5 protein-coding genes are annotated in these 13,657 nt (G+C 59.2%); all 5 read right to left on the minus strand.

Features of this window, described 5'->3' with window-relative positions; all coding sequences use genetic code 11:
- On the minus strand, positions 1-5,756 hold a 5,756-nt coding region (locus ACW4DH_RS15700), incomplete at its 3' end, for an Ig-like domain-containing protein (protein ID WP_459637348.1).
- A gap of 537 nt (positions 5,757-6,293) precedes the next feature.
- Positions 6,294-9,452, minus strand: coding sequence for a cellulose binding domain-containing protein (locus tag ACW4DH_RS15705; RefSeq protein WP_459637349.1), 3,159 nt, complete (start codon positions 9,450-9,452; stop codon positions 6,294-6,296).
- A gap of 339 nt (positions 9,453-9,791) precedes the next feature.
- Entirely contained in the window at positions 9,792-10,745 is a 954-nt protein-coding gene (locus tag ACW4DH_RS15710; RefSeq protein WP_459637350.1) for an ABC transporter substrate-binding protein, read from the minus strand.
- A 12-nt stretch (positions 10,746-10,757) separates the two neighbouring features.
- On the minus strand, positions 10,758-11,525 hold the full coding sequence (locus ACW4DH_RS15715) for an ATP-binding cassette domain-containing protein (protein WP_459637351.1): 768 nt from the start codon (positions 11,523-11,525) through the stop codon (positions 10,758-10,760).
- A 100-nt stretch (positions 11,526-11,625) separates the two neighbouring features.
- A complete protein-coding gene (gene fhuB, locus ACW4DH_RS15720) occupies positions 11,626-13,611 on the minus strand; it encodes a Fe(3+)-hydroxamate ABC transporter permease FhuB (RefSeq protein ID WP_459637352.1) in 1,986 nt (661 codons plus the stop codon).
- Positions 13,612-13,657: the final 46 nt, after the last annotated feature.

Here is a 13,657-nt window from a genome sequence, read left to right on the forward strand (position 1 = left end):
TCCGGCACGACGGTGATGCGCTCGCCGTCGTTGAAGCTGACTTCCAGCGTTTCGATGTCGTCGTCCAGCCCGCTGACCTGGAACGTGGCGGTCTCGGCTTCATCACCCTCGAGGACGGTGTCGAGCGCGGCCAGCGCCAGATTGTTATCGGTATCCGCCGAGTCGTCGGACGCCTCGGCGGCGAAGATCTCGAGCTGATCGATGTTGGGGCCAGTACCCGCAATGGCTTGGAAAGTTACCGTGTTGGTTCCTGCGACGAGATCGGCCGGGATATCGACGAGCTGCCATGTGTTCCAGGCAGCTTCGCCTGTGGCGCCCGCCGGCGGGCTGAAGGCAAACGTGCCCACACTCGTTTGATTGACAAGTGCCTCGAGCGGTCGATCCGCTGAGCCGCCGTTGGCATAGCGAACCTGAAGGATAGCCGCGCCGGCTTGCGCTTCGGTAAGCTCGAACGTGAAGGTAATGAAGTCGTCATTGGTCGAGCCAAAATCGGCATATCCCCCCATGACGCCGTCGCTGTCATTAGTGTTGCCATCGAGACCATAGGCCCCGGGCCGTAGACCGCTGCTTTCCGGGTTGCTCTCGTTGCGGATCTCGATGTCAGCATCGGCGATGGTGACCGAGGTGCCGTCGTCGGGCGTGTTGTCTTCCGCCTGGAGGGTCAGAATGGAAGTGAGGCCGTCTTGCTCACCATCCCCATCACCGGGCTCGTTATCCTGAGGCACCTGCAATATCTCCAACTGGTCGATGTTGGGGCCGGTGCCCGATGTCGCCTGGAACGTCACCGTGTTGACGCCAGCGACCAGATCGGCAGGAATGTCGATCAGTTGCCAAGTGCTCCAGGCGGCGTCTCCCGTGACTCCGGCCGGTGGGTTGAAGGCGAACGTGCCTGCGCTTTCCTGATTGATCACCGCTTCGAGCGGGCGGCTTGTTGCCCCGCCATTGGCGTAGCGGACCTGAAGAACGGACTCGCCGGCCTGGGCTTCGGTCAGCTCGAACGTGAAGGTAATGAAATCGTCGTTGGTCGAGCCGAAATCGGCGTACCCGCCCATGACACCGTCACTGTTGTTGGTATTGCCGTCGAGACCATAGGCCCCGGGCCGCAGACCGCTGCTTTCCGGATTGCTCTCGTTGCGGATCTCGATGTCGGCATCGGCGATGGCCACCGAGGTGCCGTCGTCGGGCGTGTTGTCTTCCGCCTGAATCGTCAGGATTGAGACGCGGCCATCTTCATCTCCTCCCGTCGGGTCAGTGATAACACCGCCAGGTGCCGGGTCGAGGCGAATCAACTGGCTTTGCCCGTTGTTGCGATTGAGCGTCAGCAGATAGAGCTGACCGGTAGCGGGATTCTCTATGATGTCCAGCGAGTCCACGTAGCGAATGACATTGCCATTGATATCGCGTAGTACATCGTCGCCAATGATATTGCCGTCTTCGTCCAGCGTGATCGAGCGTATGTCGTCCCCGCCTGAATACTCGGTAAAGAGCAGGTTGTGTTGCAGGCTCGAGCCGAAAACGTCACTGGTATATTCCGTCGCTCCGTTGGGAGAACGGTTCTCCCCGAGCGAGTAGGCATCTTCTATACGGTAATTGGGGTCCGGCTCCTGGCCGACGGGGTAGTCATCGACCTGATTGACATCCTCTGCGCTGGTCGGGTTGCCGCCATTCATGACGTATTGATCATGCAGCGGATTGGGGTGACCGTAATATCCGCCTTCTTCCACTGTAAAGAGATAGTCGTCCTGCTTGGAGACGTTATCCTGGCTTTCATCCACTAACGTCGAGGGGTCATCCGGCACACTGCCCCCGGCTGCCGAACCATTGGTGGGCACGTAGAGTTGGCCATTGGAATGCCAGACGAGATCGTAACCATTGCGTATGCCGGTGGCGAAAATCTTGAGCACCGCATCGTCGGCGTAGGGGTTGTAAAACTGCTCCAGTATGTCGCCATCATCGCTTTGCACCGTAGCGGTGCCGTTCTCGGCGAAAACCAGATATTCTCCATCCTCCATGGGAATGGGGCCGTTCTTGAGATCGTTATCGTCATCGGCGTAGCGTCGCCCGTTGTCCGGGAGCGGCTCTGTTGTGACGTCGAAGCCACCCTCGGGAGGGGTACGTGTAGGATCGATCTCCAGGACGGCGGCATTGAGAAGGCGTTCAGGCCGGCTTCCCCAGGCGCTGTCCGGCTCGCCCATGGCGGAATCCGATCCTTGTATGACATAGAGAAGATGCGTCGGGACATCAGGATTGTTGACGGCGTCATACTCGGGATTGACTCGAAACTCGAGGCTGTTGGTCACGTGATCAGCCACGGAACGGGGCAGTCCGGTAATATAGGGTTCAGCCGTGGCGGCGAACTCAGGGCCATCACCGAGCGTGATCTTGGTGATACGGCCGCTGAAATCGGGCACGCTTTCGCTGCGTCCGGAGAGGGGGATGGGATAGTTATCCGTTACCCATAATGTATTGGGGTCATTGGGATCGAATGTCAGGCCGATGATGCCACGTGGCCCATCCGCGTCCTGGAAATAATCGAGCGTCAAGGTCTGCTCACCGGAGAGGCTCCCGGTGTCTGGGTCCACATCGTATCGCTTGATCTCCCCCGCCATGGTGGCGATATAGAGTTTCGATCCATCGGGCGACAGCTCGACGGATGTGAAGCCGTAGGCATCGTCCGCTGATCCGTCCAGTTCGACATTCTTGGTGAATGCCACTTCGCGGGCAACGCTTTCGGGAGCGTCGCCGGTCACGAAAGTGGTGGTGAATGTCTGAAATTCGCGGGTCGGGGCGTCGGGGTTGTCGTTATCGCCGCGATCCTGGAAACCTTCGATCTTTATCGTGTAACTGGTGAATTCCTTGAGACCGTCTTTCGGTGAGATGGTCAGGGAGTCGAAGCCGCCGGTGGTATTGATGTTGAAGGCCACTTCTTTACCCGTCACGGTTTCAAAAAGGCGCACGGATCCGTCCTGCAGGCTCTCCAGCAATGTGCCGCCACGTCCGTCAACGACCGAGACTCCAATGAAGATATCCGAGTCGGGGCCTACCCCCGTCGGCATGGAACCATTGTCAGGATCAAGATCGATTGCAATCTCATTGGCACCGACCCCGGAGACGGCGCGCGGATCGGTGAAATAGGCATAATCCTCGGGGGCACTACGCTCATCATCAGGCGTCAGATCGGGCAATCCCCTGATTTCGAGATACTGAATTTCAGTGTTGCTGCTACCGGCCCCTATCGAGTCGAGGGTCAGTCGGCCATCGGTGACCTCGACAATGCGTGTCACGAGATTGGAACGGAAGCCCTCGGTATCGTCGGCAGGGTTGCTGTCAGCGGGAAAATCGTCTGGCCGGAACGGAGTGAAGGGGGCATTGAACAGTTCGCCTTCGGCATTGACGACATAGTGGCTGTCATAAGCGCCAGAGGTATCACCGATCGAGAGGGTCACCTCATAGAAGCCGTTTTCCAGTTCCATCTCCCAGCCGGCATTTTCCGCATAGCTCGGCAGGGCGAAATGAGCGTAGGTGCCCTGCAGCGGGTCCAGGCCTTCGATATCATCGGTGCGATCGTTGACGGCGAGATCCGCCTGGTCCTTTAATGCTAGCGGTGTCGTGCCGTTAGCCGTGCCATCGGCGATGGAATCTTCGCTAACCCAGCCGTACTGATAGGCTTTGCCGTCGACAGTGACGGACTGCTGCCCGAAGGCCAAGCCTTCATCGGCAATATAACCTTCGGGGGTGACGAAATTCGGGTTGTAGGCTGCAGAATCAATCGCCGGCTGGAAGTTGATCTTCACCTCGAAGCGGTTGGCCGGCTCGACTCCCGGGTCGGCTTCCTCGCTCTCGATGGTCACGCTCGTGGTAGTGGTTGCCTCATTGCCGGCTTCGTCGGTCACATAGAGGGTGGCGGTATGGTTGCCTTGCCCGTACCCGGTGAGATCAAGGGTAAAATCGCCCCGGGTATCGGGTGTCACGTCGAGGCGTGTTTCGCCATCATCGAAGCTGACCGCGATGGTCTTGATATCAGCATCCAGGCCGGAGATGTGAAACGGGACTGCGGCGATTTCGGTGGTATCGATCGTGGCATCGAGCACGTCGAGCCCGAGGTCCCCGTTCTTGTCTGCCGTAGTGTCTTCTGCCGAAGAAATAGGCAGTATTTCCAGCTGATCGATGTTGGCGCCGCTGTTCTCGAACGAGGTCAGCGTGATGATGTTCTCCTGTCCCCCGGCCAGAGTGACGCGCTGGGTCAGGGTGTCCCAGGTGGTCGCGCTACCGGTCGCTGAGAAATCCAGCGTGACGGTTTCGCCACCATTGATATTCAGCAGCAGTGGCCGGGTACCGGTGGTGAGCGCATAACGGAAGGCCAGGTCGAATTCGCCGGTCTGATCGGAGCCAACTGTCCAGGTGATGGTCTCGCCGCGGTCGACACCATTGCCATAGTCGACGTAACCCTCACCCTCATAGCCCGCCTGGCTATCGTTTACGCGAATGTAGTTTGAAGTTGTCGATTCGGTGCCGGTCGCGAGTGCCGCGTCTTCCGCCTGATAGATGCCGACAGGCGACGTATAGGAGGAGTCGTCTGGCTCTGTATCGAGTGTAAAGGCCGTTGCCGCAGTCGCCTGGTTTCCTGCATTATCCGTGACGAAGAGAGTCGCCGTGACATCCCCGTCGGCAAGGCTTGAAAGATCGATGGCAAACCGGTCCTCGGTATTGAGACTGATTGCCCGGCGAGCACCGTCATTGAAGCTGATTTCGACGGTTTCGATGTCGTCGTCCAGCCCCGTTACTTGGAAGGGGACCGCCTGGGCTTCCTCACCCTCAATCGTGCTGTCGAGTGCGATGAGAGCCAGGTTATTGTCTTCATCCGCAGAACCATCGGCCTCTGCGACGGCCAGCACCTCGAGCTGATCGATATTGGCGCCGCTGTTCTCGAACGAGGTCAGCGTAATGACATTCTCCTGTCCCCCGGCCAGAGCGACGCGCTGGGTCAGGGTGCCCCAGGTGGTCGCGCTGCCGGTTGCAGCGAAATCGAGAGTAATGGGCTCTTCGCCATTGACGGATAGCAGAAGTGGGCGGGTGCCGGTAGTCAGCGCATAACGGAAGGCCAGATCGAATTCGCCGGTCTGATCGGAGCCAATCGTCCAGGTAATGGTTTCGCCGCCATCGATACCGTTGCCGTAGTCGACGAACCCGTCGCCCTCATAACCGGCCTGGTTATTGTTTACCTGGATATGGTTCGAGTCCGTCGACTCGGCACCGGCAGTAAGTTCGGCATCTTCCGCCTGATAAACGCCGACGGGCGTGGTGAAGGCGGAGTCGTCGTCCGGCTCTGCGACGGCGAGCACTTCGAGCTGGTCGATGTTGGCGCCGCTATTCTCGAATGAGGTCAGCGTAATGACATTCTCCTCACTCTCGCTCAAGGTGACACGCTGGACCAGGGTTCCCCAGGTACTGGCACTGCCCGTCGCAGTAAAGTCGAGAGGGATGGGATCACCGCCATTGACAGCCAGCAGCAATGGGCGGCTGCCCGTAGACAGGGCATAGCGGAAAGCCAGGTCAAATTCACCTGTCTGGTCGGACCCGAGGGTCCAGGTAATGGTTTCGCCGCCATCGATACCGTTGCCATAGTCGACGAATCCGTCGCCCTCATAACCGGCCTGGTTATTGTTTATCTGGATATGGTTCGAGTCCGTCGACTCGGCACCGGCAGTAAGTTCGGCATCTTCTGCTTGGTAGATGCCTACAGGTGAATTAGCCATGCCATGACCCCTTGCTTTCATCTGGTTGTTAATTAGCCGTTGCTCTAGGCAAGTTCGGTCTAATGTGATGTCTCGTTGTTCACGCTCGGCCGGGGGGATGAGCCCCCCTGTTAACAGTGAGCGCTATTTGAGTAATGATTTTTGTACAAAAAGCTACTCAAAAGACTTTGCTTTTTGAGTGACTTTCGCAGGTGCGCGTAAATGAAAGGTAATGATTTTATTGGCTATTTTTTATTAGTCTGTTGTCTTGGTTCGTGGCGGAAGCTGGCAAGTTACGTAATTTCTGTTTTCTGATGTTTTTTCAGGTAACTCTCGAAGCCTGCTGTTTGAATTAATTTTGTTTATGTATACCAACTCATAAATGTTATTTCAGTATGGTTTATACGATTTATTTAGATTAAATGGCGCGGTTGTTTTTTGGGGGAGAGAGCGTGCGGTGTAAGTATTAAAGTACAGAGTTCATAATTAAAAAGTATTAGCGATAAATAAAAACGCCAGGCCTTTAGGGCCTGGCGTCGAAGAGCTTTATGTTTGTGGTTATAGAATGAGATCCTCAGCCTGAAGCGTCGTACCCACCACGGTAATCGCCATATCGGTAATCCCGTCTCCATTGACGTCGGCCCGCAAGGTATCTTCGACAACACGAATTTCCCCGCCCTTGCCGGTGAAGCCTGCCTCACCCAGCCAGGTGAATGCTTGGTTTGCTTCAATGCCAAGGTTGGCATCAATGCCTGAAAGGTCGATCTTGTCGCCTTGCGGACGGCTGAAGTCCAGAATCACGTCGGGCTCGAGCGGGCTGGACTCGAAGGTCGATAGATAGATGAAGGTATCGGCGCCGGCGCCTCCCGTAAGGGAGTTGCTGCCCAGCCCTGCATATATGCTGTCAGCCTCGGCGGTGCCGATCAGAATGTCGTGATCATTCGCGCCGATCGCTCCGCTCTTGATCATCTCGAAACCGGCCTCGATCTCCCCGTCGATAGAGGTCATGACGGGCAGCGGTTGGTGCTCTTCGTAGACCTTGTAGGAAAATCTCCAAGTCTCGCCCGGTTCGAGTATCGTTCCGCTGTTGCTGGCCGACACCGAGAAACCTCCATCGATCTGCTCATACTCGCCGTTCCAGAGCGTGTCGATGGCTCCCGGCAGCGCGAAGTCGAGAGTCGGGTGACTAATGGTCACGTCCGAGATGTTTTCGACGAAGACTTCCGTGACGTAGCCCGATGACCAGGAACTGGTGACATTGCTGGTGACCGAGAGCATGTCGGATAGTTGCGGAGCCTGGTTGAACGCATCGAGCAGACTGAGATCGGCATCTTCGCCTGCGATCAGGGCAGTGGTATCCACCGTGATCTCGGTACCGTTCAGGTTCAGCGTGTCGGGCAGGTAGGTTTCCGCACCTGAAGCCTTGAACCCCAATCTCATGGTCTGGCCGGGTTTCAGGTCTACAGGATTGTCGTCGACAATGGTGTAGACGTCGTCGGTGTGATTCAGCAGCGTAGCGCCGTACCACTTGATGATCTCGGCCTGTGGCAGGTTGAAGTGAATAGTCTGCTCCGTGAGCACCTGATCCGAATTGTTGGTGATCTCCAAGGCAAGGGAGTAGCCCGAAGAGGAGCGACCCAGGACTTCGACGACGGCCGATGCCGAAATCGCGGCGCCAGGCTCGATCGCGGGGCTTTCCACGCCGACGGCGGGTTGCAGGATGATCGAGGTGACCGGCTCATCCGCAGGCATCGGCGGCTCGGGCTCACTTGCGTCAACGTCCTGATCGGGAGCGCTGACAGTGGCATCCTCGTTCAGGCTTGCCTCGGGCGCCGGGGTAATCGGTTCGTCGCCCAGGGTCACGTCTCCGCTGGCGAGGTCCAGGATCTTGCCGTCGGCAAAGATCACTCGTTCCATATCAATCAGCGTGTCGTTGTCGCCGCTGCCCTTCAGATAGACGCTGCCATCATTGAGATAGCCGATGGAGAAGGCGTCGAGCGCCTTTTCCATCAATGCCGTATCGAAACCCGCACCGCCCTGAAGAATGTCCTTACCGGTGCCGCCACGCAGGATATCGTCACCGCGGCCGCCGAGCAGTGTATCGTTGCCGCCAGCGCCGTCGAGATAGACGCCATCATCGGAGCCTTGCACCGTGTCGTCACGGCGTGAGCCGATGACATAAGCGAACGTAATCTGATTGGCGCCGGCCTCGGTGATAGCGCCGAAGCTTTCACCGCCATTGTTGTACCAGAGGGTGGTGGACATGCCATCGGCAGCAGCATCGCGGAGGGATTGTTCGACATGCACGATATTGCCGTGGTCCTGGCCGCCATGGAAATTGATGTCGCGATCAGTCGAGGTGACGTGAACGTCATTGCCCACCGAAGAGCGCCAGGAGGCGAACAGCACGCTGTGACGCATGCCGGAATCTTCCAGATGCGTCAGGGTGCCGTCATACATTTCGCGCAGTTCATAGGCATAACCGTTGCCGCCGGAGCCTTTGTTGAAGGCGCCATGCGCCTGTAGGGCGTCACCCTCGAAGTCCAGGGACAGGGCGATCTCGAAGGCCACCGATGGGCCATTGATCACCTGCACGTCGGAGATCACGCCATCGACCGTACCGTTGAACTCCACGGCATGATAATCGCTCAGCTTGGAAAGCTGGTTGCTGAAATCGGCGTTGTCGGGGGTGCCTAGTTCGAATTTGACCGAGAAGCCCTGCAGCGTGACATTATCGAGTGCGTCCATGCGCTGAATCTTGGCTTCACCGGCGTCGAAATCGAAGTGCACACCCCGGTCGAGCGTGACGGTCTCGCCGTCAACCGCGATCACCTTGGCCATGCTGGTGCGCAATGGCGCGTTGTCCTTCTGCCAGGATGTGTCGCCGATGGCCTCGAAATACTCCTGATCGTTGTCCTGCCAGAGACGTACCGTATCGCCGACACTCAGGCCGTGATTGTCGTCAAGATTCAGAACATTGCCGCCCTCAGAGACATCGCTTTCCAGCTGCCCGGCATATGCCGTTTGGGTTCCCTCGACGTAGATGCCATGTGCATCGTCATTATCGAGTGCCTTGTCGGTAAAGGTAATAGTGGTACGGTCCGACCCGGCGCCGACCAAGGCCACGTCCGAGCGCGTGATAGTGATTGAATCGTCAAAGAGGTAATTGCCGGCGGTCAGCTGAACGGTTGTGCCTGCTGGCACCTTGCTCAACAGTGTCTCGAGTTCAGCGGCGCTAATGCCGGGCCCGACCTGCACGGTGCCCGTGTTGCCGTCGGCACCGGTAAGTTCAATCTCAGCGAACACGCTTTCCGCGGATTCGGCCTCGGAAGAGGCGGAGTCGACTTCGTCTGCGGATGAGGTGGGGGCATCATCAGCCGTCAGGCCTGCGTCGTTATCCGCAAAGGCCAATTCGGCAGGTATATCGTTGACCGTAAAGCCGGTAGGCAGGTCACCGCTTTCACTTAGCACCTTGAACTTGAAGCGAACGGTCTCACCCGGCGCAATGTCATTGCTGTCATCATCATCCATGATGGTGTAAGCATTGGCGCTATGTTGGGTAACCTGGCCGTTCCAAACATCGGTAATTTCACCGGAAAGCTCGAAGCCCGCCCTGAAATCATTAATGGATTGAGTTCCGGAATTCGTGATGAACACTTCCAGCACATAGCCACCATCCCACTCGCTGGTAACGGCGTAATCGACCAAGGTTTTCATTCGAAATCTCTAATATGTTCAGCGATAGCGCAACACTGGGGTTGCCACGAAGCGAACAATCCTTGGTCATGTCTCGTGTAGAGGAACGCAGGCGCAAGACGGCGCAACGCTCATTGCTGTCGCGGATAAGTAACCGAATCCCGGGTAAAACTTCCTAGCCTGACCTGGTGGGTTCGGAACGGTGACGGCAACAGTATTGCAGTAATGTTTTTTAGCGTAACGAAAAGAAGGCGGGCTTTTTTAGCGCAGTTTTTAAGTTAGCAATCACCTAGATTAATAGGCTTATAATTTACATATTGGTTTCTAACCTAAGTTTATAAAGCGGATTTATCGAGTGTGTCATGAGGAGGCGTCGTCTGGCTGGCTGTCGAGGCGGGAATCAAACGCTGCACTGATCTGGTCGGCAAAGCGGCGTGCTGAGGGCAGGCCGCCAAAGCTCCATACCGGTTTAAGATGAATCACGTTGCGCTGACGTACGCTGGGAAGGTTCTGCCATAAGCCATTTTCTGCCAGTCGGCCTTCGATACCGACTGGGAGAGGATCGACAACGACCATTTGTGCCGGCCTGATATCGGCCAGTTGCTCCAGGCCGACCAATGCGAACCCCCAGGCATTGGTCGTTCCCTGCCAGGCATTGGACAATCCCAGTCGTTGCAGTACCGCTTGGTAGAGGCTGTGATCGCCGAATACCCGCACATGTCGGGCATCCATGAACTGGACGATGAGTAGTGGAGGGATTCCTGCCGGCAGCTGCGCTGCCGCTTGGCCGATATGTGATTCGACTTCGGCAATCAGCGTCTCGGCGGCGGCCTGCCGGTCGACCAGGCGTGCGACTGCGCGAGTCGCCGCTAATGCCTGTGTCCAGATATCGCCTTCGGCCAGATAGAGGCCGATGGTGCTTACGGGCGCGATGCGCGACAGGCGCGGAGCCAGAGCGGCGAACATCGGCGAGATCAGGATGTGTTTGGGAGCCAGTTGGGCGAGTAGTTCGAGGTTGGGCTGGGCGCGCAGGCCAATATCCACCACGTTCTCCGGCAGGGTCGGCTCACCCACCCAATCCCGGTAGGCCATTGTCTGTGCAACGCCCAAAGGCGTGACGTCCAGCGCCAGCAGCGTTTCGGCCAGCGTCCAGTCCAAGGTCACGACCGGCACGCTGTGCCGGCCACGTTGTGCATCGCTGGCGAAGGAGGGCAGTGACGGAGCCATGCATACCAGGCAGGCCATGACGGCGATAGCGGCCATGCGCCGCAGCGAGGGCCGCGCCAGCCTACGGTTGGCACAAGGATACGTCACGCAACCTCCCCGTCAGTGAAGGATCGCGATGGGATGTTCGCCGCCGGGGTGCGGCATGACACGCATGGGAATGCCATAAATGGCTTCCAGGGTGACATCGCGCATCATGTCTGCAGGCGAGCCTTCGGCGAGCAGACGGCCGCTGTGCAGGGCCACGAGGTGGTCGCAGTAACGCGCCGCCATGTTGACGTCATGCAGCACGATGATCACGCCGAGTCCCAGCTCGCGGCATAGTTTGCGCACCAGCTCCAGAACTTCTACCTGATGCGCTACATCCAGCGCCGCCAGCGGCTCGTCGAGTAACAGGAAGCGACTGCCCTGCGCCAACAGCATGGCTAGCCATACCCGCTGGCGCTCGCCGCCGGAAAGCGTATCCACGAAACGGTTGGCGAAGGCCTGAGTATGGGTCAGCGCGATGGCGCGCTCGATCTGGACGTGGTCTTCACGGGTCAGGCGTCCCAGCAGGCCGTGCCAGGGGTAACGGCCGAAGGCGACCAACTCGCGTCCCGTCAGGTTTTCCGCGCTGGGCAGATGTTGCGGAAGGTAGGCCACCTGACGGGCAAATTCACGTGTGCCCCACGTGGCGAGAGGGCGTCCATCGAGACAGACTTCACCTTGAGTGGCGGGCTGCTGCTGGGCGAGCAGCTTGAGCAGGGTCGACTTGCCCGAGCCGTTGTGTCCGATCAAGCCATAGACGCGTCCTTCCAGAAAGGAAGCGTTGATCGGCTGCAGCAGCTTCTTGCCATTGATTTCAAAGCTGGCGGCATTGACTTCGAACATGCGGTAACCCCACCGGGAAGGCCGTACAGGCCGCAATCTTAATCAAAATAAGAACAATTATCAAAAAAAAGGATGGTCTTCGCCACATCGAGACCGCTTGCTACAGGCGACGCAGGCCCCACATGAAATAGGCGCCGCCGAGCAGCGAGGCGACCAGGCCCGCCGGCACTTCCTGGGGAAACAGCAGCTGTCGGCCGAGCCAGTCGGAGAGCACCATCAGCAGGGCGCCCATCAGCACTGCGCCCAGCAGGTGCAGCCGGGCCCGGGAGAACCCTAATAGACGCGCCATGTGCGGTGCCAGCAGGCCGACGAAACTCAGCGGCCCCACCACCAGCGTGGCACAGGCGGTCAGCAGGGCGACCAGGCCCAGCAGCGCCAACCGCGAACGGGTCACGTCGACGCCCAAGGCTCGGGCTGTCGGGGCGCCCAGCGGCAGCAGGTCCAGCCAGCGCGCAAGAGGCAGCGCTGCCATAGCCATCACCAGTGCCAGGCCGATGACGACAATCGCAGTGTTCATGTCGACGTAATACGTCGAGCCGGACATCCAGGCAATGATCTGCTGGCCGCGCGGGTCGCCACCGGCGAGCACGAAGCTGCGAACGGCATCGAACAGGGCGGTGATCGCCACCCCGGTCAGCAGCAGCCGCTCGGGCAGGTAACCACTGGGGCGGTTGATCGCTATCAAAAGACCCAGGGTCACCAGAGCCGACAGCGTGCCGACGCCGATCAGGGCCAACTGACTGGCCGCCGGCAGCAGCAGGATTGCGCCGATCATGCCGATGGCAGTGCCGCCACTGATGCCCAGTACTTCGGGACTGGCCATGGGATTGGAAGTAATGCGCTGAATCAGCGTGCCGGCCAGAGCCAGCATGATCCCGGCACCCGCCGCGGCGAGCATGCGCGGCAAACGCCATTCGAGAGTGCCCCAGTCGCCGGAGGCGACCAGCCACTGCCAGCCGCCGGCATTCTGGCCAACCAGCAGCGCGATTGCTGCCGACATCAGCAGAGCGACGCCGAGTGCAATGAGCAGGCGGTGCGGCGCATCATGCCGGCGCGCGAGACTCATGGCGACATTACCCGGAGGGGCGCTGCCCAGCCTGAGGCGCGGAATCAGCCAGAGCAACAGCGGGGCGCCGAGCGCGGCGGTCGTGGCCCCGGTGGGAATCATGGTCGGCAACGCACCGGAAAAACGCTGCAAGGCCAGATCGGTACATGCCAGCAGCAAGGCGCCCAGCAGCGTCCCCCACACCAGCCGCTGCCCCAGCCGGCGTGCGCCCAGCAGACGTACGATGGCAGGCGCCGCAAGGCCGATAAAACCGATCACCCCGGCTACGCTGACCACACAAGCGGTGATGAATACCGCCAAGGCGAGGCTGGCCAGACGCAGGTGCTTGAGGGAGACGCCAAGACTGCGCGCGTTGACATCGTCGAGCTCGAGTACCGCCAATGGCTTGAGCATGGCTGTTGCCAGCAACAGGCCCACCAGCAGGCGTGGCCAGAGAAACGCGACCCCTTCCCAATTGTTCTGTGATAGCGAGCCGGCGCCCCAGATCAGCAGTCCCTTGAGCTCTTCCTGGTGGAAGAGCAGCAGCGCCATACTCAGCGCACCGAAATACAGATTGACCACCAACCCCGCCAATACCACCACCACCGGTGCCAAGGCGCGTCGCCAGGCCAGTAGGAAAACCAGTCCCATGGCCAAGCCGCCGCCTGCAATGGCGACCCACTCGCGGCCGAGGCTCAGCAGTTCCGGGGCCAACAGCGTGGCTGCCAACAGGCCCAGGTTGGCGCCACTGGCGACGCCCAGCGTGGTCGGGGCGGCCAGAGGGTTGCGCAGTACCTGCTGCATCAGGACGCCGGCCAGCGCCAGGCCGCCGCCGGAAAGCAGCGCCACGCACAGACGCGGCCACCAACTGAAATGCACCACTACCTGGGCGATGTCGCTGCGTACGGGAGCGAACAGCGCGGTGAACGCGGTGGCAATGTCGAGTTGCGTCTTCAGTGTCAGCCAGGCCAGCCCCAGAGTGAGCAAGCCCAGTACGAGACAGACCCGTCCCGGTGTCAGCCGGCGGGTAGCGTCAATCATGGTGGCTTCCTTGTACGAGTCGGATGTCCATGCCAGGTGAGGTTGG

This window comes from Halomonas sp. WWR20, from assembly GCF_054602495.1.

Coding starts and splice junctions, on each gene's coding strand:
- fhuB (WP_459637352.1), bottom strand. CDS start 13,611: ATGATTGACGCTACCCGCCGGCTGACACCGGGACGGGTCTGTCTCGTA.
- ACW4DH_RS15715 (WP_459637351.1), bottom strand. CDS start 11,525: ATGTTCGAAGTCAATGCCGCCAGCTTTGAAATCAATGGCAAGAAGCTG.
- ACW4DH_RS15705 (WP_459637349.1), bottom strand. CDS start 9,452: ATGAAAACCTTGGTCGATTACGCCGTTACCAGCGAGTGGGATGGTGGC.